Origin of the sequence: Cellulomonas uda, from assembly GCF_006538705.1 — a bacterium.
Lineage (GTDB): Bacteria > Actinomycetota > Actinomycetes > Actinomycetales > Cellulomonadaceae > Cellulomonas > Cellulomonas uda.
Genome location: NZ_BJLP01000024.1, coordinates 23,179 through 44,517, shown reverse-complemented (window position 1 = coordinate 44,517; position 21,339 = coordinate 23,179). Strand labels below are relative to the sequence as shown.

Sequence of the window (21,339 nt, the reverse complement as noted above, 5' to 3'; positions counted from 1 at the left end):
GGGGGTCCGAAGCGTCCGACGGACCGGATCGTGACAGGGAGTGCGCATGACGTGGCGTCAGTGGGGCTGGACCCTCGTGGTCCTCGGCGTGCTCGGGTTCCTGCTGCTCACGCCGCCCGGCTTCCGCACGGAGGGCGGCGAGCGGGTGGACTGCCGGTCGATCGGGTTCGAGCTCGCCGACACCGTGCACGTCGACGGCAGCCCGGTGTCCGACCGGGACGCCGCGTGCCAGGACGCCCGCCAGGACCGCCAGACGTTCGTCGTGATCGTGCTGTCCGTCGTCCTCGGCGTGCTCGTCGTCCGGCGTGGGCGGCTCGGCTACGACGAGCCGACGGCACCCGCCGTGCGCCGCGACGACGAGGCCGCCGCGCAGGAGCGTCCTGCGACGTAGTGCTCCCGCAGACGTCTGCGCTGAAGGATGTCGCTCGCCGTCGCTCGCAGGGGCGGTGGGACGGAGCTCGAGCGTCAGACGTAGCGTTCGAGGATGCTCGACTCGGCGAGCCGGGACAGGCCCTCGCGCACCGCGCGAGCCCGCTGCTCGCCCACGCCGTCGACGGCCATGAGGTCGTCGATGCCCGCCGCGAGCAGCTTCTGCAGGCCGCCGAAGTGCGACACCAGCCGGTCGACGATCGTGTTCGGCAGCCGCGGGACGCGCGACAGCAGGCGGTACCCGCGCGGGCCGACCGCCGCGTCGAGCGCGTCGCCGCCGCCGGGCAGGCCCAGCACGCGGGCGATCCGCGCGATGTCGAGCAGCTCCGTCGAGTCGAGCACCGCGAGCGACTGCAGCACGGTGTCCAGGTCGTTGCGCGACGCGTCGAGGTAGTCGCGGATCACGAGCTCGCGGTCCGAGCCGATCGTCCCGACGAGCTCGTCGTGCTGCAGCGCGAGCAGCCGGCCGTCGGTGCCGAGCTCGACCACGTAGCTCTCGATCTCGTCGGAGATGCGGCGCACCATCTCCAGGCGCTGCACCACCGCCGAGACGTCGCGGACCGTCACCAGGTCCTCGATCTCGAGCGCCGAGAGCGTGCCCGACACCTCGTCGAGGCGGGTCTTGTACCGCTCGAGCGTGGCGAGCGCCTGGTTCGCGCGGGACAGGATCGTGGTCGAGTCCTCGAGCACGTACCGCTGGTTGCCCACGTAGAGCGCGATGATCCGCATCGACGCGGACACCGAGATCACGGGCAGGCCGGTCTGCTTCGCGACGCGCTCCGCGGTGCGGTGACGGGTGCCCGACTCGGACGTCTCGATCGTCACGTCCGGCAGCAGCTGGACCGCGGCGCGCAGGATCTTGCTGATGTCCCGGTCGACCACCACCGCGCCGTCCATCTTGCACAGCTCGCGCAGCCGGGTCGCCGAGAACTCCACGTCCAGCACGAACCCGCCCGAGCAGATGCTCTCGACCGTGCGGTCGAAGCCGCAGACGATCAGCGCGCCCGTGCGGCCCCGCAGGATCCGCTCGAGACCGTCGCGCAGGGCGCTGCCCGGCGCGACCGCTGCGAGGGTCGAGCGCAGCAGGTCGTCGGGGGAGTGCGTGGCAGCCACGCGACTGATGGTAACGATGCCTCCCGGGACGCTCAGGCAACCGGCGCCGGCTGGGCGGGTGAAGCGGCCGTCATGACGAGCTGGACGGCGTGCGCCAGGTCCGTCGCGCCGAGCACGTGCACCCCCTCGGGCGGCACCAGGTCGTCCACCGACGACGCGGGCACGAGCGCGCGCCGGAAGCCCAGCCGGGCCGCCTCGGCGAGGCGTCGGCCGATCCCCGGGACGGCCCGGATCTCGCCCGCGAGCCCCACCTCGCCGAGCGCGACGAGCCCGCGCGGCAGCGCCACGTCCTCCCGCGAGCCGATCGCGGCGAGCGCGAGCGCGAGGTCGCCCGCGGGCTCGACCACCCGCGCGCCGCCGACCGTCGAGACGTAGACGTCCTGGTCCGCGAGGCGCGCACCGAGCCGGCGCTGCAGCACCGCGAGCACCATCGCGAGCCGCGCCGAGTCGACCCCGCTGGTCGTGCGCCGCGGGTTCGGGGCGGCAGAGGGAGCGACGAGCGCCTGCACCTCGACCGCGAGCGGGCGGCGGCCCTCGAGCGTCACCGTCAGGCACGTGCCCGGCACCGCGTGCAGCGCCTGCGACACGAACAGCCCCGACGGGTCCGGCAGCCCGACGATGCCCGACTCCGACAGGTCGAAGCAGCCGACCTCGTCCGTCGGCCCGTACCGGTTCTTCGTGGCGCGCAGCAGGCGCAGCCGCGAGTGCCGGTCACCCTCGAACTGGCACACCACGTCGACGAGGTGCTCGAGCGTGCGCGGCCCCGCCACCGACCCGTCCTTGGTCACGTGCCCGACGAGCACCACCGGCATGTCCCGCGACTTCGCGGCCTGGATCAGCGCCGAGCTCACCTCACGCACCTGTGCGACCCCGCCGGCCGAGCCCTCGACCTGCGCCGACGCGATGGTCTGCACCGAGTCCAGGACCAGCAGGTCCGGGTCGGACTGCTCGACGTGACCGAGCACGCTCGCCAGGTCCGTCTCGTCGGCCAGCAACAGGGCCGGGTCGAGCGCGCGGATCCGGCCCGCGCGCAGCCGCACCTGCGCGGTGGACTCCTCGCCCGTCACGTACAGCACGCGCCGGCCGCCCCGCGCGGCGCGCGCCGCGACGTCCAGCAGCAGCGTCGACTTGCCCACCCCCGGCTCGCCCGCCAGCAGCACCACCGCACCGGGCACGAGCCCGCCGCCGAGCACGCGGTCCAGCTCGTCGACGCCCGTCGGGCGCGCCTGCGCGGTCTCGGCCGGGATCTCGTCGATCGGCCGCGCGGGACCGCGCGACGGGGGAGCGGCCGCGGTGCGCGGCGCACCGCCGCCCGGGCCCGCCTCCTCGACCACCGAGCCCCACGACTGGCACTCGCCGCACCGGCCGACCCACTTCGTCGTCGTCCACCCGCACTCGGTGCACCGGAACCCCGGGGTCCGGGAAGCCGAGGACCGTCCGCTCTTCGTCGCCACGGCGCGCACGCTAGCCGCCGCCTCCGACATCCCCCGCACCCCGTGCGGCAGCGGTGCGACACGAGCGTGTCCGCGCCGCGCGGGCTCGCGGACCCCCACCCGCGACGCTGGGTAGGCTGCGCAGGTCCGCACGGAGCCAACGAGGGGGACCCATGAGCGACAGCGGCGCACCGCAGGACCCGACGACCCCCGCGGGCCCGACGACGCCCGGCGGCACGCCGTACCAGCCGCGCGTGCTGCCCACCCGCGGCACCACGCCCCCACCCGCCGAGCCGACGGTCACGCCGCGGGTCGGCGGCGGCGCGCACGCCGCGTTCGCCACCGGTCAGAGCGGTGCCGCGACCCCCGGGGCCGGGTCAGGCGCGTCGCACCCCCCGCAGCACGCCGCGCCCCGCACCCCGGCGCACGCGTCGCAGCCGGCACCCGCCGGCACCGCGGCCGGTGAGCCGCCCACGGGCGACGCCACGGCCGCGGGTGGTCGGCGTCCGCGGTGGCTGCTGCCCGTCGCGATCGGTGCGGGCGTGCTCGTCGTCGGCGGTGTCGTCACGGGCATCGTCCTGGCGAACCGGTCGGGCGACTCCGCCACCCCCGTGGCGGCCACGACGATCCGCCTGCCCTCCCCGACGCCCGCGGTCGACCCCGTCGCGCGGGAGGCGGACACGCCGTTCGCCCAGGTGCTCCCCGCGTCCGTGCTGCAGTACGCGCTCGCGTCGTCGGGCGTCGACGACACGTGGACCGACGCCGGTGCGCTCGAGGCATGGTCGGAGCAGTTCACCGACGGCGCGAGCGGCACGTTCACCGTGCAGTCCGGCCAGTGGGCGAGCAACGCGGAGGCCAAGGCGTTCGCCGAGTCGCTCACCGCCGAGCTGCCGACCGACACCGCGCAGGGCGACCAGGCGGGCACCGTGCCGAACGGCACCGAGCAGAGCGGCACCGAGCAGAGCGACGGCGCGCAGTCCGGTGACGACGCGTCGCTGCCCGCCAAGCCCGCCCCCGCGCAGTCGTCCGACGACACGCTTCCGCAGTCGGACGCGGTCCGGGTGGGGGACGACGCGATCGTCGGCACCTACACCGCGGTCGACCTCGGCGACGGCACGGGGGTCGTGGTCTGGTACAACCGCACGGCGGTGTTCCGTGCGGAGGGTCCCGTCGCCGACGTCCTCGACTTCTACCGGGCGTTCCCGGTCTGACGCGCGGCGGGGGTCGACCTCGCCGCGGCGACGGTCACCCGCGCCAGGTCACAGGGGCGGGCGCAGCACGTAGCCGATGCCGCGCTGCGTGTGCAGCATCGGCGCGCGCCCGCGGTCGATCTTGCGCCGCAGGTAGCTGACGTACAGCTCGACGACCCCGTCGGCACCGCCGCGGTCGTCGCGCCACACGCGGTCCAGGATCATCCGCTTGGACAGCACGCGGCGCGGGTTGCGCATGAAGTAGGTGAGCAGGGCGCGCTCGGTGGGCGTGAGGTGGATGGGGTCGCCGGCGCGCGTGACCTCGCCGCTGACCTCGTCGAGCTCGAGGTCGCCGACGACGAGGGTGCGCTGGTCCGTCGTGGTCGCTGTCATGCGCCCACGGTGCCCACCGGCCCTGGACCACGCCTGAGCCCTCCCTGTGAGATCCCTGAGAACGGGCCTCCTCCGTCCCGCGAGGTCGTGCGTTCCTCGGTGAGTCGTGCGGAAGAACGCACGACCTGACGAGGGATGCACGACCCGGCGAGCGATGCTCGACCTCGCGGCGCGGGTCGGCCGTCGTCAGCCCAGGTGGGGGATGTCCGCCGACGGGCAGGCAGCCCGCAGGACCGCCTCGATGCCGACGCGCGTGGCCTCCGCGAGGTCGACCGCGTCCTCGTCGAGCAGCCATTGCACCTGCAGGCCGTCCATCAGCGCGATGACCGTGCTCGCGGCGCGCCGCGCGTCGTCGTCGGACACGTCCGGCCCGCCGACCTCGCGCACCGCGGCCGCGACGTCGCCGCGCAGCGTGGTGAACCGCTCGGTCACCCAGGCGCGCGCGGGGTGGTCCTCGGTCACGGACTCGCCGGTCAGCACGGTGTAGCCCTGCACGATGCCGCGGCGCTCGGCGTTGGCGCGCGCGGTGCGCACCAGGTGGTGGAACAGCTCGATCCCGCCGGGGATGTGCTGCCCCTCGAGGTCGGCGACACCCTGCTCGTCGCGCATCTGCAGCACCTCGACGAGCAGCTGCTCCTTGGTGCCGAAGTGGTGCAGCACGCCGGCGTGCGTGATGCCGACCTGCTCGGCGACGTCCGCGAGCGAGCCGGTGCGGTACCCCTTGGTGCCGAACGTCCGGGCGGCCGCGCGGACGATCTGCGCACGCCGCGCCTCGGTCGCCGCGCGCCGCAGGCGCCTGGCACCCGGCGTCGGGGCCGCCGCCTCGTCGTCCATGGCGGCCACCCTAGGCGGTCGCGTGCGCGGTCCGTGCGCACGCGGTGGTCACGTCGTGGAGGGCTCGTCGCCCGCACGGCGCGGTGGCCTAGCGTGGACGTCGTGACGACCACGGCCACCCCGACGACGCCTGCGCGCACCCGCCGCAGCGCGGTCGTCGCGGCGTGCCTCGCGGTGAGCGTCGCGAGCCTCGCGGGCGTCCTGGGGCTGTGGGCGGTGTTCGTCGACACCGAGCAGGGGCAGCTGGTCGACGCCGCCGCGGTCGAGGGCGCGGTGTACGGGCAGACGGAGCTGTGGCGGATGGCCGAGCGGGTGCTCGACGTCGTGTCCGTCTCGGCGATCGCGGTCGTGCTGGTCGTGGCGGTGGGGATCGCGGTGGTGCGGCGGCGCTGGGAGCTCGCGGTGCAGGTCGCGCTCGTCATGGGCGGTGCGAACCTCACGACGCAGGTGCTCAAGTACCTGGTGCTGCCGCGCCCCGACCACGGCGTGAACACGGGCAGCGCGGAGAACACCCTGCCCAGCGGGCACACCACGGCCGCGACGAGCATCGCGGTCGTCCTGCTGCTCGTCGTGCCGGCGCGGATGCGCCCGCTCGTCGCGGCGGTCGGTGCGGCGTACGCCGCGGCGACCGGGGTCTCGACGCTCGTCGGGCAGTGGCACCGGCCGTCGGACGTGCTGGCGGCGGTGCTCGTCGTGCTCGCGTGGACGGCGGCGACGTGCGCGCTCACGGCGTCGTGGCCGCCGCGGCCCGGGCCGGACGTCGACGGCCCGCCGCCGACCCCGCGGCTGCAGGGCGGCACGCTCGGCGCGCTGTGGACCGTGGCGCTCCTGGCCGGGGCGGGTGCGGTGGCCGCGCTCGCACGGACGTGGCAGGCGGTCCCGGGTGCGGGCACGCGCTCGGAGCTGCTGTGGGCGTACGGCGGCGGTGTGCTCGGCACGGTCGCGGCGTGCGCCGCGACGTTCGCGACCGCGCTCGCGCTGCGCCATGCCGCGGGACGCCGGTTGCGAAGCGCTTGACGGGTCGTCGTAGAGTCCCCAGACGTACGGGCCACGCGCGGCACTCAGCCGGTGCGGGCCGTCAGACAGGAAGAGGCACGCATGTCGGCAGGGCGCAAGCTCGTCATCGTCGAGTCGCCCGCCAAGGCCCGCACGATCGCGGGGTACCTGGGCGACGACTTCGACGTCGAGGCGAGCGTCGGGCACATCCGTGACCTGCCGCAGCCCTCGGAGCTGCCGGCCGAGATGAAGAAGGGCCCCTTCGGGAAGTTCGCGGTCGACGTCGAGAACGGCTTCCAGCCCTACTACGTGGTCGACTCCGACAAGAAGAAGAAGGTCGCGGAGCTGAAGAAGCTCCTCAAGGAGTCCGACGAGCTCTACCTCGCGACCGATGAGGACCGCGAGGGCGAGGCCATCGCGTGGCACCTGCTGGCCGAGCTCAAGCCCAAGGTGCCGGTCAAGCGCATGGTGTTCCACGAGATCACGCGCGAGGCGATCACGCGGGCGCTGGAGAACACGCGCGAGCTCGACGACCGCCTCGTCGACGCGCAGGAGACCCGCCGCATCCTCGACCGCCTGTACGGCTACGAGGTCAGCCCGGTGCTGTGGCGCAAGGTCCGTCAGGGCCTGTCCGCGGGCCGCGTGCAGTCGGTCGCGACGCGGCTCGTCGTCGAGCGCGAGCGCGAGCGCATGGCGTTCGTCCCGGCGGACTACTGGGACCTCACGGGCACGTTCGCGGTGGCCGACGACGACGAGCCCGCCTTCCAGGCGCGGCTCACGGCTCTCGACGGCTCGCGTGTGGCCTCGGGCCGTGACTTCACCGACCGCGGCGTGCTCAAGACGGACGCGGTGCAGCTCGACGAGGCCGCCGCGACGTCGCTCGTCGCCGCGCTCGACGGTGCGGCGTTCGAGGTCCGCAGCCTCGAGACGAAGCCGTACACGCGCCGGCCGGCGGCGCCGTTCACCACGTCCACGCTGCAGCAGGAGGCGTCGCGCAAGCTGCGGATGTCCTCGCGGCAGACCATGCGCACCGCGCAGACGCTGTACGAGAACGGCTACATCACGTACATGCGTACCGACTCGCCCGTGCTGTCGACGCAGGCGATCTCCGCCGCGCGGCGCCAGGCGGCCGAGCTGTACGGCGCGGAGTACGTCCCCGACGCGCCGCGCGTGTACGCCTCCAAGGCGAAGGGCGCGCAGGAGGCGCACGAGGCGATCCGCCCCGCGGGCGACCACTTCCGCACGCCGGCGCAGGTCGCGCGCGAGCTCTCGGGCGACCAGTTCAAGCTGTACGAGCTGATCTGGAAGCGCACGGTCGCCTCGCAGATGGCGGACGCGCGCGGGCAGACCGCGTCCGTGCGCCTCGGCGCCGTCGCGGCCGACGGGCGGGACGCCGTGTTCTCCGCGTCCGGCACCGTGATCACGTTCCGCGGCTTCCTCGCGGCGTACGAGGAGGGCCGCGACGTCTCGCGGTACGACGACGACGCGGCGCCGGCCGACGAGAAGGACGCGCGCCTGCCGAAGATGGCGCAGGGCGACCCGCTCACGGGCCGTGACCTCACCGCGGACGGGCACCGCACGTCACCGCCGCCCCGCTTCACCGAGGCGTCGCTCGTCAAGGCGCTCGAGGAGCGCGGGATCGGCCGCCCCTCGACGTACGCCGCGACGATCTCGACGATCCTCGACCGCGGGTACGTCACGAGCCGCGGCCAGGCGCTCGTGCCGTCGTGGCTGGCGTTCGCGGTGACGCGCCTGCTCGAGGAGAACTTCGACCGGCTCGTCGACTACGACTTCACCGCCTCGATGGAGGAGGACCTCGACGCGATCGCGTCGGGCGAGAAGGACCGCGTCGCGTGGCTCACGCACTTCTACTTCGGCGACTCCGACGAGGGTGAGGGCCTGCGCGACCTCGTCGCGAACCTCGGCGACATCGACGCGCGCGAGGTCAACTCGATCGACATCGGCGAGGGCATCACGCTGCGCGTGGGCCGCTACGGTCCGTACCTCGAGGACCCGTCGGTGCTCGGTGAGGACGGCAACCCCCGCCGTGCGTCGGTGCCCGAGGACCTCGCGCCCGACGAGCTCACGGTCGAGCGGGCGCGTGCGCTGCTCGACAGCGAGCCCGAGGGGGACCAGGTGCTCGGTACCGACCCGACGACGGGCACGACGATCGTCGCGAAGAACGGCCGCTACGGCCCGTACGTCACCGAGCTGCTGCCCGAGCCCGAGCTCGACCCGGGCCTGTCCGCCGCGGCACGCAAGAAGGCCCTGGCCGCCGCGCCGAAGCCGCGCACCGCGTCGCTGTTCAAGTCGATGTCGCTCGACACCGTGACGATCGACGACGCGCTCAAGCTCCTCTCGCTCCCGCGCGTCGTCGGCGTGGACCCCGAGTCGGGCGCGGAGATCACCGCGCAGAACGGCCGCTACGGCCCGTACCTGAAGAAGGGCACGGACTCGCGCACGCTCGCGTCGGAGGAGGCGCTGTTCACGACGACGCTCGAGGAGGCGCTCGCGATCTACGCGCAGCCCAAGCGCGGGCGCGGCGCGACCGCGACGCCGCCGCTGCGCGAGCTGGGCGACGACCCGACGTCGGGCAAGCCGATCGTCGTGAAGGACGGCCGGTTCGGGCTGTACGTGACCGACGGCGTGACCAACCGGACGCTGCCCAAGGACGTGACCGCGGAGTCGATCACGCCCGAGCAGGCGGTCCAGCTGCTCGCCGACAAGCGCGCGTCCGCCCCGGCCAAGAAGAAGGCCCCGGCTCGCCGCGCCAAGCCGAGGGCGAGCGCCAAGTCGTCGTCGTGACACACCAGAGATTCCGCTCCGTCGCCGCCCTCGCCGTCGGGTCCCTCGGCCGTCGGCACACTTGCGGGTTGCACGAGCGATGCCACGGCTCTGCCGTCCACGGCTGACTTCGTCACCCTTCGGATCTCGGGCGACGAGGTCGAGCCGTACGTGGGATTCGACGACGTGCTGACGTCGGCGGATCTGGCGGCGTCGGGTGTGGTCGGGGGGCCCGGTCCGGTCCGGTCCGTGGGCGAGCGCGGCTCGGAGGCCTACGTGCTGCCGTTCGAGTTCACGGTGAGCGACGTCGCCAGCGACGAAGGGCCGCCTGTGGTCGACGTGGAGCCGTCACTCGGCGCGACCGACCCCGAGCAGGCGCACGCGGCGAGGGCGGCGCTCACCGCACCGCTCGCCGCCGACGACCCTCACGGGAAGCCGCTGTGGGCATCGGATCTGAAGGACGTCCGCTCGGTGCGTTCACTCGCTGCGGACCAGTCCGGCACGACGTGACCGCGTGCCGCCCGCGCCAAGCCGAGGACGAGCGCCACGTCGTCGTCGTGACGCGGCACTCCCGGACATGACGACGCCCCGCCGGCAGCCCATCCGGCGGGGCGTCGTCGTCCGTGGGGTCAGCGCACGCGCAGCGTGGCGACCGCGGAGGTCACCGAGCCCTGGCTGTTGGAGACCACGACCCGGTACCGGGTGCCCGAGTCCTTCGTCGTGCGGGGCTTGACCGTCAGGCTCGACGAGGTCGCGCCCGTCACCTTGACCCACGCCGCGCTGCCGGGCGCCTTGCGGAACCACTGGTAGGCGGGGGCGGGGTAGCCGGTGGCGGTGACGCGGAACGTCGCGGCGCGGTAGCGGGCGACGGTGAGGGACCGCGGCTGGGCCGTGATGCGCGGCTTCGTCCTCGTCACGGTGATGGTGGCGCCGGCCGAGGCCGCCGTGCCCGCCACGTTGGTGAACACCGCGCGCACCTGCCCGCCGTCGTGGGCCTTCGCGAGCCGCAGCGTGAGGGTCGTCGACGTCGCGCCGGTGATCGGCCGCCACGACGCGGCGCCCTTGCTGCGGAACTGCCACTGGACGGTCGGCGCCGGGAGGCCCGACGCCTGGGCCGTGAGCGTGACGGTCGTGCCGATCTTCCCCGTCACGGCCGTGGGCTGCGTCGTCACGGCGGGTGCGACCTCGGTGGGCTCGGCGGGGAAGTCGCCGACCTCGAGGTCGTCGAGGTAGAACGTGCCGGTGGCGGGCAGCGCGGGGTCGGCCTGCGTGGCCATGAGGATGACCTCGTTGACCTTCGCGAGCTGTGCGCGTGTCGGCCGCGTCGCCGGGTCGATCCCGGCCGGCCACGTCGCGACCGCGTCGGCGAACGCCGCACGCACGGTGCGCGCGGAGCCCGTGAGCGGCACCGGGAGGTCCCAGTACCAGTCGTCGCCCGTGCCCGACGCGGACACCGTGCGGAACCGCAGCGAGAGCGACTGGCCCGAGCCGTTGGGGTCGACCCACGCGGAGATGCCGTCGAGCCCGGCCCACGAGTGTCCGCCCAGCCAGCGCGACTCCTGCAGGTAGGTGGTCGTCGAGAAGTCGTAGGCGAACGCGGCGGCCGCCGAGCCGCCCGCGCCCTTGCCGGGTGCCAGCGCGAGCTGCCAGCCGTCGCCCCACTCCTGCTCGGCGATGTTGTTCCACGCGGCGCGCAGGTCCGTGGTGGCGCCGTACTGGTCGAACCGGTCCAGCACCTCGGGCGTGCCGTCCGGCACCTCCGGCTCGGCGTCACCGCCCACGACGCGGATCTCGTCCACCCCGAACGTGCCCGACCCGCTCTGCGAGCTCGACGCGAGCACGAGCTCGTTCACCACGCCCAGTGCCTCGTCGGAGATCGGTGTGGTGAGGTCCTGCGGCCAGGACGGTGCGAACGACGAGAACGGGATCTCGACGACGTGCCACGACGTGTCGGTCAGCGGGACCTGCGCGAGGTAGTACGTCCCGCCGCCCAGGCCGAGCTGGACGGCGAGCTGGTTGCCCGTGCCGTCGCCCTTGACCCGCAGTGACAGCGCGTCCCGGCCGGACCAGTCCTGCCCGCCGAGCCAGCGCGCGACGTCCTGCCACGCGCCGTCCGCGTGGTCGTAGGTGAACGCGAGCGCCTGCTCGCCCTCGCCGGCGTCCGTCGACAGGCTGACGAGGTCGGTCTTGGCGCGGTTGCCCCACGCGGCGTCGAACGCGGCCTCGTCGGCGTAGGACTCGAAGTCGTCCACGAGGATCGGATCGGCCGACGGCTCGGGGTCGACGTACTCGCCCTCGCCCGTCGCGTGGATGTCGTCGAGCAGGACCGAGCCCGTGAGCGGTGCGTCGCCCCCGGCGTCGTTCAGGTAGACGAAGAACTGGGAGACCTTCGCGAGCCGCTCCCAGGTGAGCGTCTGCCCGAGGTTCGCGGTGTCCCACGGCGCGACGGTGAACTCGGTCCACGGGATCGAGGCGACGTACGGCTCGTCGCCCGCGAGCGACGGGTACGCCTCGAACGTGACGCCGCCCGCCTGGACCTGGACGACGAGCTTGTGACCGGACGCGTCCGGGTCGACCCACAGGTCGAGCTGCCCGAAGCCGGACCAGTTCTGCGTCGGCGCGTACGACTTCCCGAAGCCCAGGTAGCCCGTGCGCGAGGCGGGGAAGTCGTACGACAGGCGCACCGCCTGGCCGTCGCCGTGGTCGGCGAGCGCGATGGCCGACGAGGTCGCGTTGGCGGTCGTGTACGCAGCGCGCAGCGCGACGTCGTCGCCGTACCCCTCGAAGTCGTCGACCGTGCCGACCGGCAGCACGGGCGCCGAGCCGAGGATGAGCGACACGTCGGCCGACAGGTCGTGACCGCCGCCCGTCGCGGTGACCGCCGCCGGGACGGTGCGGTTCGTCAGGGCGTCCTCGCCGACCTCCCAGGTGCCCGACCAGTAGCCGTCGTCGTCGGGCGCCAGCTCGAGCGGCTCGTACCCCGCGGCCGTGAACGTCACGGTGTCGACCCCGGGCGCGGCGGTCACCTTGGCGCGCACGGTCGTCGTCGCGGTGGTGACGCGCGTACCGTCGGCCGGTGTGACGACCCGCAGCGCGGGCTCCTGCGCCCCGGCGGTGGCCGTGAGCGTGTACGGGTCGCCCGTCTGGCTCGCGAACACCGACGCGTCGTCGTCGTACAGCGCCTGGAAGTCCGCCGCCATCTCGTGGCCTGCGTACGGGACGTAGATCTGGCCCGAGCCGAAGTTCGCCCACGTGAGCATCCACGCGACCCGGCTCGCCGTGGGGCTGGCGCTCAGGCCGTCGAGCAGCTCGGTGAAGTAGTGCAGCGACTTGTTGCCGCTGGGCTTGATGGTGCGGTCGCCGTTGCGGCCGAACTCGGTGAACGCGGGGACCTTGCCGCGCTCGGCCGCCAGGTCGACCACCATCTCGAGGTCGTCGACGACGGCCGCGACCCACGCGGTCGAGTCGTCGGCGGCGTCGGAGTTCTCGTAGTTGTCGTACCCGAGCACGTCGACCCACTGGTCGCCGGGGTACGTCTCCAGGTAGCGCGCGGCGTCTCCGTCGAACGTGCCGTTGGGGGAGAACGCGTAGAGCAGGTTGTGCACGCCCAAGACGTCGCGCAGGTACTCGACCGTGTACCGGAAGATCTCCTTGTACTCGCCGACGCTCGCGTGCGCGGCGCCCCACCAGAACCACGAGCCGGTGTTCTCGTGGAACGGTCGGAAGACGATCGGCACGAGCGAGCCGTCCGTGCGCTGCGCGCTCTGCGCGGCCAGCGCCACCAGGTCGAGGTACGCGCGATACTCCGCGTTGGTGTCGCCGCCCGGCAGGATGTGGCTGACGACGCGGCCCTCGGTGTCGTAGAACGAGCCGCCCGTGACGAAGTTCGGCATGTGGGCGGAGAGCGTGACGAGCGCGCCGAGGCCGTCGGCGCGGACCATCTCCGCGGCGAGCGCGAGCGCGTTCTCCTCGTCGGTGCGGGTGTGCGAGCCGGGCTTCTCGTCGCCCTTGAGGGCGAGCGTGTCGAAGCCGAAGATCCCCGGCAGGTCGCCCGTGACGTCGTGCACGTCCGACTTCAGCGGCTTGCCGTCGGGACCCGTGACGGACGACGAGACGGCCTCGTCGGTCGCGTGCTGCTGGCCGAACAGGATGCCGCCGGACTCCTGGTCGCGCAGGTAGCGCATCAGGGAGCGGGTCTGCGCGGTGGCGTCGGTGTCCGCGATCGCGACGGTGCCGCCCGAGCCGGGCGCGGGGTCGTCGGCGGCGTGCGCGCTGCCGGCCGCCGCCGTCAGGCCGGTGAGGGTCAGGGCCGCGGCGGCGACGAGCGCGACCGCTCGGCGGGCGGGGCGGGTGGCTGCTGAGGTGGTCATCGCGTTCTCCGTCGAACGACCCGGCGGGCGCGCCGGGGACCGCACGGCCCACCGTCGGGCCGATGGCGACCGAGGCTAACTAAGTCAAGCGAGCAAAGAAAGTGCACGAGCCCGACCAAAACGGTCCACACGCTAGGTTGACGCCATGGCTCGCACTCCCGACCCCCGCACCGCCCCGCCCGTCCGCTGGGGGATCCTCGGCGCCGGCCGCATCGCCGGCACGTTCGCCGACGCCGTCGGCAGCCAGACGCGCGCGCAGGTCGTCGCGGTCGGCTCGCGGCACCGGGACCGCGCCGAGCGGTTCGCCACCGCGCACGGCATCCCCACCACGCACCTCGGGTACGAGGCGCTCGTCGAGGACCCGCAGGTCGACGTCGTCTACGTCGCCACGCCCCACTCCGAGCACCTCGAGCACGCGCTGCTCGCGATCCGCGCGGGCAAGCATGTCCTCGTCGAGAAGGCGTTCACGCGCAACGCCGACGAGGCGCAGCAGGTCTTCGACGCCGCACGCGATGCGGGCGTGTTCGTCATGGAGGCCATGTGGACCCGGTTCCTGCCGCACGTCGCGGCGCTGCACCAGGTCATCGATGCCGGTGAGATCGGCGACGTGGTCAACGTGACCGCCGACCACGGCCAGCACATGGCGTTCGACCCGGCCTCGCGCCTGTACGCCCCCGAGCTCGCCGGCGGCGCGCTGCTCGACCTGGGCGTCTACCCGGTCTCGTTCGCGCACGACCTGCTGGGCGTCCCCGACTCCGTGCACGCCGTCGGCCAGCTCACCTCGACCGGCGTCGACGGGCACGTCTCGGTGGTCCTCGCGTACGGCGAGCGCACGCAGGCGACGCTCTCGACGACCCTGTGGGCCCGCACGCCCACCGTCGCGCTCGTCTCCGGCACCGAGGGGTACATCGAGGTCGCCGGGCCGTTCTACGGACCCTCGTCGTTCCGCGTCACGCGCAACGACGGGCGTGTGTGGACGTTCGAGCAGCCCGGCACCAAGGGCCTGCAGTACGAGGCCGCCGAGGTCGCCCGGCGCATCGCCGACGGCGAGACGCAGAGCCCGCGCATGACCTGGCAGGGCACGGTCGAGGTGCTGCGCACGCTCGACGAGGTGCGCCGGCAGATCGGCCTCGCGTACCCCGGGGAGTGACCCACGGCCCCGCACCCGCGGGGGCGGTGATGTGGGCGCGGGCGGCTAGCCTGGCGCCGTGACATCGCCCGCCGGTCCGACGAGCCTGCCCGCGCCTCCCCCCGGGCCGGACGCGCCGCTGCCCGGCGTGTTCGTGTCCCTCGAGGGCGGCGACGGTGCGGGCAAGTCCACCCAGGCGCGCCTGCTCGGGGACTGGGCGCGCGGCCTCGGCCGCGAGGTCGTGCTCACGCGCGAGCCCGGCGGCACCGAGCTCGGCCGGCTCCTGCGGGACGCGGTGCTGCACGGCGACCACGTCGACGCGCGCACCGAGGCCCTGCTGTACGCGACCGACCGTGCGCACCACGTCGCCTCGCTCGTGCGGCCCGCGCTCGCGCGCGGCGCGCTCGTCGTCACCGACCGGTACCTCGACTCGTCGGTTGCCTACCAGGGGCACGGCCGGGACCTGGGTGCCGACGAGGTCGAGCGGCTCTCGCTGTGGGCGACGGGCGGGCTGCTACCCGCCGTGACGGTGCTCCTCGACGTCGACCCGGTGCTCGGCCGCTCGCGCCTCACCGGCAGCCCCGACCGGCTCGAGAGCGCGGGCGACGAGTTCCACCGACGCACCCGCCAGGCGTTCCTCGAGCGTGCCGCGGCCGACCCCGCCCGGTTCCTCGTCCTCGACGCGACCACCGCACCCGACGAGCTGGCCCGCGCGGTGCGCGAGCGCGTCGCGCCGCTGCTGGGCGTGCCCGCCGAGCCCGTGGCGGGGGGTGCCGCGTGAGCGTCTGGGAGGGTCTCGTCGGGCAGGAGCCCGCGATCACGGAGCTGCAGCGCGCCGTCGTCGACCCGCAGGCCATGACGCACGCCTGGCTGTTCACCGGCCCGCCCGGCTCGGGCCGCTCCAACCTGGCCCGCGCGTTCGCCGCCGCGCTGCAGTGCACCGAGGGCGGGTGCGGGCGGTGCCACGCGTGCACCACCGTCCTGGCGGGCACGCACCCCGACGTGAAGGTCGTCGCGACCGAGGGCGTCAACATCCTCATCGACGCCGTGCGCCCGCTCGTCGAGCTCGCGCAGCGGTCGCCCGCCGAGGGACGCTGGCGGGTGATCCTCGTCGAGGACGCCGACCGGCTGGTCGAGAAGACGTCGAACGTCCTGCTCAAGGCGCTCGAGGAGCCCGCGCCGCGCACCGTCTGGATGCTGTGCGCCCCCAGCCCGCAGGACGTGCTCGTCACGCTGCGCTCGCGGTCGCGGGCCGTCGCGCTGCGCGTGCCGCCCGTGGCGGCCGTGGTGGACCTGCTGGTCCGCCGCGACGGCATCGACCCGCAGGTGGCCGAGGTCGCCGCGCGCGCGGCGCAGAGCCACGTGGGCATCGCGCGCCGGCTCGCGCGCGACCCCGAGGCCCGGCGGCGGCGCACCGAGGTGCTGCAGATCGCCGCGCGTATCCGGGGCGTCGGGGACGCGGTCCTGGCCGCGGGAGACCTGGTCGCGACCGCGCAGGCCGACGCGAAGGCCGCGACCGAGGAGCGCGACGCCGCCGAGCGTGCCGCGCTGCTGCGCACGCTCGGCGCCGAGGGCGCGGCGACGCTCCCGCCCGCCGTGCGCGGTCAGGTCCGCCAGCTCGAGGAGGACCAGAAGCGCCGGGCCACGCGCGCGCAGCGCGACGTCCTCGACCGGGCGATGCTCGACCTGCTGTCGCTCTACCGGGACGTGCTCGTCGTGCAGCTCGGCGCCGACGTGTCGCTGGTCAACCTCGACCACGCCGAGACCGTGCGCGAGCTCGCCGCGGCCGCCACGCCCGAGCAGACGCTGCGCCGCATGGACGCGATCGGGACGGCCCGCACGCGGCTCGAGGGCAACGTCGCCCCGCTCCTGGCCGTCGAGGCCATGGCGATCGCGCTGCGCCCCCAGGCCTGAGCCGCACGAGAGCGACGCGCACGCGCTCGTCGCGTCGACGGGCCGGGCCGTCCACATCCGGGGGTGGGGCGCCGCTCGGGCGGGGGTGGTGCGGTTACCGTGTGCGGGTGCTTCGTCCCGCTCGCGCCGGCTCCCGCTCCTCGACCTCCCGCTCGTCGACCTCCCGCTCCTCGACCTCCCGCCGATCCTCGGCCCTGGCCCCGGTCTCGGCCGTCGGCTCGCGCCGCGGCGTCCTGACGGGGGTGCTCGTCGTCGTGGCGCTCGTCGTCGCGGGCTGCTCGCCGACGACGAAGCACCAGTCGTCCGTCCAGACCACCGCCGGCTCCGCGGCGACCTCCGCCCCCGACGCGTCGAGCGCGCCGGACGCGGACCTCGAGCGGTTCTACTCCCAGCGGCTCGAGTGGGAGGACTGCGACGCAGGCGAGTGCGCGACCGCCGTCGTGCCGGTGGACTACGCGGACCCGGGTGGCGAGACCACGAGCCTCGCGCTCGCGCGCAGCCGCGCCTCGGGCGACCGCATCGGCTCGCTGCTGCTCAACCCGGGCGGCCCCGGCGGGTCCGGCCTGGACTTCCTGGCGAGCGCGCGGGACACGGTGAGCGACGACGTGCAGGAGCGGTACGACCTGGTGGGCTTCGACCCGCGCGGCGTGCAGCACTCCGAGCCCGCGATCGCCTGCTACGACGGCCCGCAGATGGACGAGCTGACCGCGTTCGACGCGGACTACTCGACGCCCGAGGGCGTGCAGGCCGCGATCGACCGCTACGCGGACTTCTCGCAGGCGTGCCTCGAGCGCACGGGCCCGCTGCTCGGGCACGTGGACACCGTGAGCGCGGCGCGTGACCTGGACGTGCTGCGTGCCGCATTGGGTGACGACCGCCTGCACTACCTGGGCTACTCGTACGGCACGCAGCTCGGCGCGACGTACGCGGCGCTGTTCCCCGGCAACGTCGGGCGCCTCGTCCTCGACGGTGCGATCGACCCGACGCTCACGCCCGAGCAGTCGGCGCTCGAGCAGGCCGTGGGCTTCGAGAACGCGCTGCGCGCGTACGTGACGGACTGCCAGGCGGGCGCGTCGTGCCCGCTCGGCGGCGGCGTCGACGACGGCATGCAGCAGGTCCGGCGCCTGCTCGACCGGGCGCGCTCCGCACCCCTCGACACGGGCGACGACGACCGCCCCCTCACGCAGGCGCTCGCGTTCACCGGCATCGCGGTGACGCTGTACTCCGAGTCGTACTGGAGCTACCTGACGTCCGGCCTGCGCGCCGCGATCCAGGACGACGACGGCTCGGTCCTGCTCACGCTGTCCGACGCGTACTACAACCGCTCGTCGGACGGCACCTACTCCGCCAACCAGACCGAGGCGTTCTGGTCGATCGGCTGCGCCGACGGACGCCCCACGGCCGACCCGGACGAGATGGCGGCTGAGGCGGAGCGCATCGTCGCCGCCGCGCCGACCGTCGGCTCGCTGTTCACGTACGGCGGCGTGCTGTGCGCGCAGTGGGCCGTGCCCGAGGTCGGCGGGCTCGACAACTACTCCGCGACCGGCGCCGCGCCGATCCTCGTCGTCGGCACGACGAACGACCCCGCGACCCCGTACGAGCAGGCCGTGGCCCTCACGTCGATCCTCGACTCGGGCGTGCTGCTCACCTACGAGGGCGAGGGACACACCGCGTACGGGCGCTCGAACGACTGCGTCACCGAGAACGTCGACGCCTACCTGCTGGACGGCGAGGTCCCTGCGGAGGGCACCCGCTGCTGACGCGCCGACGGCCGGTGGTGGGCCCCGGGCGGACCGACGACGGCTCGCTTTGGAGACCCGGCACCCCTACGGGTACAGTGGGCGCGCTCGCCGGACCGGCTGGTCCTGACCAGTCCCGGCAGCGCCGCCTTAGCTCAGTCGGCAGAGCGTCTCACTCGTAATGAGAAGGTCTGGGGTTCGATTCCCCAAGGCGGCTCCACCAGGAACCCGCGTCTGACCAGCCATCTCAGGCTGGAACGGCGCGGGTTTCGTGTCTCGCGGTCGGGCGGGGCGGTCGACCGTTGCCGGCACCTCGAGACGTTCGACCGTCGATTCGATGTCGGTCGATGTGACACGATCGCGGTGTGACCACGACGCATCCCCTGGCGACCGACCTCGCCGACGCATGCCTGTGCGAGGCCCCCGTGGGTGCGATCGACCCCACGCGTGCGGCGGAGGTGGCGAAGACCTTCAAGGCGCTGGCCGATCCTGCGCGCGTGCGCCTGCTCTCCATCATCGCCTCGGCGCCGGGTGGTGACGCCTGCGTGTGTGACCTGACCGAGCCTGTCGGGCTGTCGCAGCCGACGGTCTCGCACCACATGAAGATCCTCGCGGATGCGGGGCTTGTCACGCGACGCCAGCAGGGGAGGTGGGCGCACTTCGCGGTGGCGCCCGGCGCGCGTGAGCTTCTCGGTGCGTCAGCAGACGCGGTCCTCGGCCGGCGCTGAGAGCCGCCGGCGGCGACGGCGGGACCTTGGTCGCTTCGACGTTTGTCGATGCGTCGATACGTTCGAGGGTCACGTCACTCTCGTCGAAGGATCTGGTCATGCCGTCCATCCGCGTCTTCGAACCTGCCCTGTGCTGCAACACCGGCGTCTGCGGTCCTGACCCGAGCGAGTCCCTCCTCGCGTTCACGGCTGACCTCGACCACGTGGTCACGCGGGGCGCCGATGCCGCTCGCCACAACCTCGCCAACGACCCGGCGGCGTTCTCCCAGGTGGAGCCGGTCCGTGAGTTCCTGCGCGTGTCCGGTTCCGACGGCCTGCCCGTCGTCGTGGTCGACGGCGCGATCGTGCTGACGGGGCGCTACCCGACGCGAGCCGAGCTCGTGCGGTACGCGGGCCTCGAGCCGGGCGGCGTGCTCCCGCTGACCGCCGTGACCTCCGCCGGCGGTGGCACCTGCTGCGGCGGCTCGTCGTCCTCCTGCTGCTGAGGGGGCGTGATGCGCTACCTCGACGACCCTGCCCGCGTCCTGCTGCTCACCGGCAAGGGTGGCGTCGGCAAGACGTCGCTGGCGTGCGCCTCTGCTGTCCGGCTTGCTGACCGTGGGCGGCGGGTCCTGCTGGTCTCGACCGACCCCGCGTCCAACGTCGGACAGGTCTTCGGCATCACGATCGGCAACCGCATCACGCCGGTCCCCGCCGTGCGCGGCCTCGATGCGCTGGAGATCGACCCGGCTCAGGCGGCGGAGGCCTACCGCGAGCGCATCATCGGCCCGGTGCGGGATCTCCTGCCGGCCAAGGAGATCGCCGAGATCACCGAGCAGCTGTCCGGCTCGTGCACGACGGAGGTCGCCTCGTTCAACGAGTTCACGTCGCTGCTCGCAGACCCCGAGACGACGGCCGCCTACGACCACGTCATCTTCGACACCGCGCCCACCGGTCACACCTTGCGGCTGCTGCAGCTGCCCGGTGACTGGACGACGTTCCTCGACGGTGGCAAGGGCGACGCCTCGTGCCTCGGTCCGCTGTCCGGCCTGGACCAGGCGCGCGCGGTGTACGCGGGCGCGGTGGAGGCGCTGACGGACCCGACGCGGACCGCACTGGTGCTCGTGGCTCGCCCGCAGCCGTCGAGCCTGGCCGAGGTCGCCCGCGCGGCAGAGGAGCTCGCCGCGATCGGCATCGCGCCCGCGGCGCTGGTGATCAACGCCGTCCTTCCCGTCGATGCGGCCGACGACGCGCTCGGTGCGGCGATCCGCGAGCGCGAGCAGGCGGCACTGGCCGAGATGCCCACCGGTCTCAGGTCGATCCGGCGCGACGAGGTGAGCCTCAAGCCCGTGAACGCGGCGGGGCTCGAGGCGCTGCGCGCGCTGCTGGACGACGCACCCCAGGGGTCGGCGGACGAGACGTCCGACCTGGAGGACGTCGCGGCGCCGGGTCTCGACAGGCTGGTCGACGAGCTCGCCGCCACCGGCACGGGGCTCGTCATGACGATGGGGAAGGGCGGGGTCGGCAAGACCACCGTCGCCGCCGCGATCGCCGTGGCCCTCGCGGACCGAGGTCTGGACGTCCATCTCACGACGACGGACCCGGCGGGGCGCATCGACCCCGCGCTCGCCGAGGTCCCGGGCCTGCGCGTCTCACGGATCGACCCTGTGCAGGCCGTGGCGGACTACCGCGCTCGCGTGATGTCCACCAAGGGCAAGCGGCTCGACGACGCCGGGCGCGCTGTGCTCGCCGAGGACCTCATGAGCCCGTGCACCGAGGAGATCGCGGTGTTCGAGGCGTTCTCCCGGGTGGTGCACGAGTCGAGCAGACGCATCGTCGTGATGGATACCGCGCCCACCGGCCACACCCTGCTCCTGATGGACGCGACCGGGTCCTACCACCGAGAGATCGCACGTCACATGGCCGAGGGCGTCTCCTACACCACACCCCTGATGCGGTTGCAGAACCGGGACCACACCCGGGTCATCGTCGCGACCCTTCCGGAGATGACCCCGGTGCTGGAGGCCGAGGAGCTGGCCGCGGACCTCGAGCGGGCCGGGATCCATCCGTGGGCGTGGGTGGTCGACCAGTCGCTGGCTGCGGCCCGGCCGAGGAGCGCGCTGCTCCGCCGGCGCGCCCAGGCCGAGCGCCCTTACCTCGACCGGGTCGAGATGCTCGCGCCTCGCCATGCGGTGATCGCGCTCCAGGCGGCCGAGCCGGTCGATGTCGAGGGCCTCAGGGCGTTGGCGACGAGCTCATCGGTGCTCGGCTCGACCGCGACCGGCTGAGCCGCCGGCCTGCCCGATCC

General features: G+C 73.9%; 16 protein-coding genes, 1 tRNA gene and 1 pseudogene. 13 read left to right on the top strand and 5 right to left on the bottom strand.

Going from position 1 to position 21,339, the window contains the following annotated elements; genetic code table 11:
• The first annotated feature begins 46 nt into the window (after positions 1-46).
• On the top strand, positions 47-391 hold the full coding sequence (locus tag CUD01_RS08465; protein WP_141320248.1) for a hypothetical protein: 345 nt from the start codon (positions 47-49) through the stop codon (positions 389-391).
• A 74-nt stretch (positions 392-465) separates the two neighbouring features.
• On the opposite strand, the gene disA is transcribed toward CUD01_RS08465, so the two are convergent.
• Together disA and radA are read right to left on the bottom strand one after the other, a co-directional pair.
• Positions 466-1,542 carry a DNA integrity scanning diadenylate cyclase DisA gene (disA, locus tag CUD01_RS08460; RefSeq protein ID WP_094181714.1) on the bottom strand — a complete coding sequence of 359 codons (1,077 nt, stop codon included), beginning with the start codon at positions 1,540-1,542 and terminating at the stop codon, positions 466-468.
• A gap of 32 nt (positions 1,543-1,574) precedes the next feature.
• Positions 1,575-3,026, bottom strand: a complete 1,452-nt coding sequence (gene radA, locus CUD01_RS08455) for a DNA repair protein RadA (RefSeq protein WP_141320246.1) — start codon at positions 3,024-3,026, stop codon at positions 1,575-1,577.
• A 122-nt stretch (positions 3,027-3,148) separates the two neighbouring features.
• Between radA and CUD01_RS08450 the strand changes: the two genes are divergently transcribed.
• Positions 3,149-4,186 carry a hypothetical protein gene (locus CUD01_RS08450; RefSeq protein WP_141320243.1) on the top strand — a complete coding sequence of 346 codons (1,038 nt, stop codon included), beginning with the start codon at positions 3,149-3,151 and terminating at the stop codon, positions 4,184-4,186.
• A 48-nt stretch (positions 4,187-4,234) separates the two neighbouring features.
• Here the strand turns inward: CUD01_RS08450 and CUD01_RS08445 are convergent.
• Together CUD01_RS08445 and CUD01_RS08440 are read right to left on the bottom strand one after the other, a co-directional pair.
• Positions 4,235-4,531 (bottom strand): annotated as a pseudogene (locus CUD01_RS08445) (winged helix-turn-helix domain-containing protein); the annotation flags it as partial.
• 213 nt (positions 4,532-4,744) lie between these two features.
• Positions 4,745-5,392: a TetR/AcrR family transcriptional regulator gene (locus CUD01_RS08440; protein ID WP_141320241.1), complete on the bottom strand. Its 648-nt coding sequence runs from the start codon at positions 5,390-5,392 to the stop codon at positions 4,745-4,747.
• A gap of 102 nt (positions 5,393-5,494) precedes the next feature.
• Between CUD01_RS08440 and CUD01_RS08435 the strand changes: the two genes are divergently transcribed.
• From CUD01_RS08435 to CUD01_RS08425, 3 genes are all read left to right on the top strand, one after another.
• Positions 5,495-6,409 (top strand): phosphatase PAP2 family protein, encoded by a 915-nt coding sequence (locus CUD01_RS08435; RefSeq protein WP_244937720.1) that lies wholly within the window; start codon positions 5,495-5,497, stop codon positions 6,407-6,409.
• 81 nt (positions 6,410-6,490) lie between these two features.
• Positions 6,491-9,193 (top strand): type I DNA topoisomerase, encoded by a 2,703-nt coding sequence (gene topA, locus CUD01_RS08430; protein WP_094181720.1) that lies wholly within the window; start codon positions 6,491-6,493, stop codon positions 9,191-9,193.
• A 228-nt stretch (positions 9,194-9,421) separates the two neighbouring features.
• Positions 9,422-9,682, top strand: a complete 261-nt coding sequence (locus tag CUD01_RS08425; protein WP_141320237.1) for a hypothetical protein — start codon at positions 9,422-9,424, stop codon at positions 9,680-9,682.
• Positions 9,683-9,801: 119 nt separating this feature from the next.
• Here CUD01_RS08425 and CUD01_RS08420 read toward each other — a convergent pair whose 3' ends face one another.
• On the bottom strand, positions 9,802-13,542 hold the full coding sequence (locus CUD01_RS08420; RefSeq protein WP_141320235.1) for a glycosyl hydrolase: 3,741 nt from the start codon (positions 13,540-13,542) through the stop codon (positions 9,802-9,804).
• A 145-nt stretch (positions 13,543-13,687) separates the two neighbouring features.
• Between CUD01_RS08420 and CUD01_RS08415 the strand changes: the two genes are divergently transcribed.
• The 8 genes from CUD01_RS08415 (at position 13,688) to arsA (ending at position 21,319) form a co-directional block, all read left to right on the top strand.
• Positions 13,688-14,692: a Gfo/Idh/MocA family protein gene (locus CUD01_RS08415; RefSeq protein WP_141320233.1), complete on the top strand. Its 1,005-nt coding sequence runs from the start codon at positions 13,688-13,690 to the stop codon at positions 14,690-14,692.
• Positions 14,693-14,777: 85 nt separating this feature from the next.
• Positions 14,778-15,452, top strand: coding sequence for a dTMP kinase (tmk, locus tag CUD01_RS08410; RefSeq protein ID WP_141320283.1), 675 nt, complete (start codon positions 14,778-14,780; stop codon positions 15,450-15,452).
• On the top strand, positions 15,449-16,585 hold the full coding sequence (locus tag CUD01_RS08405; protein ID WP_141320231.1) for a DNA polymerase III subunit delta': 1,137 nt from the start codon (positions 15,449-15,451) through the stop codon (positions 16,583-16,585). The genes tmk and CUD01_RS08405 overlap by 4 nt, the downstream gene beginning before the upstream one ends.
• Before the next feature lie 107 nt (positions 16,586-16,692).
• Entirely contained in the window at positions 16,693-18,345 is a 1,653-nt protein-coding gene (locus CUD01_RS08400; RefSeq protein ID WP_244937719.1) for an alpha/beta hydrolase, read from the top strand.
• A 123-nt stretch (positions 18,346-18,468) separates the two neighbouring features.
• A tRNA-Thr gene (locus CUD01_RS08395) sits at positions 18,469-18,544 on the top strand.
• Positions 18,545-18,749: 205 nt separating this feature from the next.
• On the top strand, positions 18,750-19,052 hold the full coding sequence (locus tag CUD01_RS08390) for an ArsR/SmtB family transcription factor (RefSeq protein WP_307722673.1): 303 nt from the start codon (positions 18,750-18,752) through the stop codon (positions 19,050-19,052).
• 98 nt (positions 19,053-19,150) lie between these two features.
• Positions 19,151-19,537 (top strand): arsenite efflux transporter metallochaperone ArsD, encoded by a 387-nt coding sequence (gene arsD, locus CUD01_RS08385; protein WP_094181727.1) that lies wholly within the window; start codon positions 19,151-19,153, stop codon positions 19,535-19,537.
• 9 nt (positions 19,538-19,546) lie between these two features.
• On the top strand, positions 19,547-21,319 hold the full coding sequence (gene arsA / locus CUD01_RS08380; RefSeq protein ID WP_141320227.1) for an arsenical pump-driving ATPase: 1,773 nt from the start codon (positions 19,547-19,549) through the stop codon (positions 21,317-21,319).
• Positions 21,320-21,339: the final 20 nt, after the last annotated feature.

Bases quoted from the DNA above. Each gene is read 5' to 3' on its own strand.
- radA (WP_141320246.1), bottom strand. From the start codon at position 3,026: ATGTCGGAGGCGGCGGCTAGCGTGCGCGCCGTGGCGACGAAGAGCGGA.
- CUD01_RS08420 (WP_141320235.1), bottom strand. From the start codon at position 13,542: ATGACCACCTCAGCAGCCACCCGCCCCGCCCGCCGAGCGGTCGCGCTC.
- CUD01_RS08440 (WP_141320241.1), bottom strand. From the start codon at position 5,392: ATGGACGACGAGGCGGCGGCCCCGACGCCGGGTGCCAGGCGCCTGCGG.
- CUD01_RS08450 (WP_141320243.1), top strand. From the start codon at position 3,149: ATGAGCGACAGCGGCGCACCGCAGGACCCGACGACCCCCGCGGGCCCG.
- CUD01_RS08465 (WP_141320248.1), top strand. From the start codon at position 47: ATGACGTGGCGTCAGTGGGGCTGGACCCTCGTGGTCCTCGGCGTGCTC.
- CUD01_RS08415 (WP_141320233.1), top strand. From the start codon at position 13,688: ATGGCTCGCACTCCCGACCCCCGCACCGCCCCGCCCGTCCGCTGGGGG.
- arsA (WP_141320227.1), top strand. From the start codon at position 19,547: ATGCGCTACCTCGACGACCCTGCCCGCGTCCTGCTGCTCACCGGCAAG.
- arsD (WP_094181727.1), top strand. From the start codon at position 19,151: ATGCCGTCCATCCGCGTCTTCGAACCTGCCCTGTGCTGCAACACCGGC.
- topA (WP_094181720.1), top strand. From the start codon at position 6,491: ATGTCGGCAGGGCGCAAGCTCGTCATCGTCGAGTCGCCCGCCAAGGCC.